This is a genomic window from Paraburkholderia sp. RL17-373-BIF-A (genome assembly GCF_046030175.1).
Taxonomy (GTDB): Bacteria; Pseudomonadota; Gammaproteobacteria; order Burkholderiales; family Burkholderiaceae; genus Paraburkholderia.
Genome location: NZ_JARESO010000411.1, coordinates 1 through 496 on the forward strand (window position 1 = coordinate 1; position 496 = coordinate 496).

A 496-nucleotide genomic window follows, 5' to 3' on the forward strand; every position below is an offset into this window, starting at 1 on the left:
GATCCTGCGCCGCCTCGGCTCGGAGAGCACGAAAAACAAGCTCTACTTCGCATTCCGGGAGCTGGGGCGCGTGATCCGGACGCTGTTCCTGCTCAAATATCTCAATGAACCGGACCTGCGTCGCACAATTCACGCGGCGACCAACAAGAGCGAGCAGTTCAACGACTTCGCTCAGTGGCTGATGTTCGGTGCGAAGGCGTGGTCGCTGAAAACGTCCGACACGAGCAGCGCAAGGTGATCAAGTACAACCACCTCGTCGCGAACATGGTGATCCTGTACAACGTGCAGTGGATGTCGCGCAAGCTGAAGGAACTGCAGGTGAAAGGGCATCCAGTCGACGCCGAGGTGCTCAAGGTGCTGTCGCCGTACCGGCGGAAACACATCAACCGGTTCGGAGACTATCTGCTGGATCTCCTGCGCCCCGTTCCACCGTAGATTGAACCGTCCATTTTGCACTTAAATCAGTCGCTTAGATTGAGATGCGGCGGATTTTTAA

Annotated in this window: 1 pseudogene; it reads left to right on the forward strand. The window is 56.5% G+C overall.

The window, feature by feature from the left end:
* A pseudogene (locus P0D80_RS51145) lies at positions 1-435 on the forward strand (Tn3 family transposase); the annotation flags it as partial.
* Between the last annotated feature and the right edge of the window lie 61 nt (positions 436-496).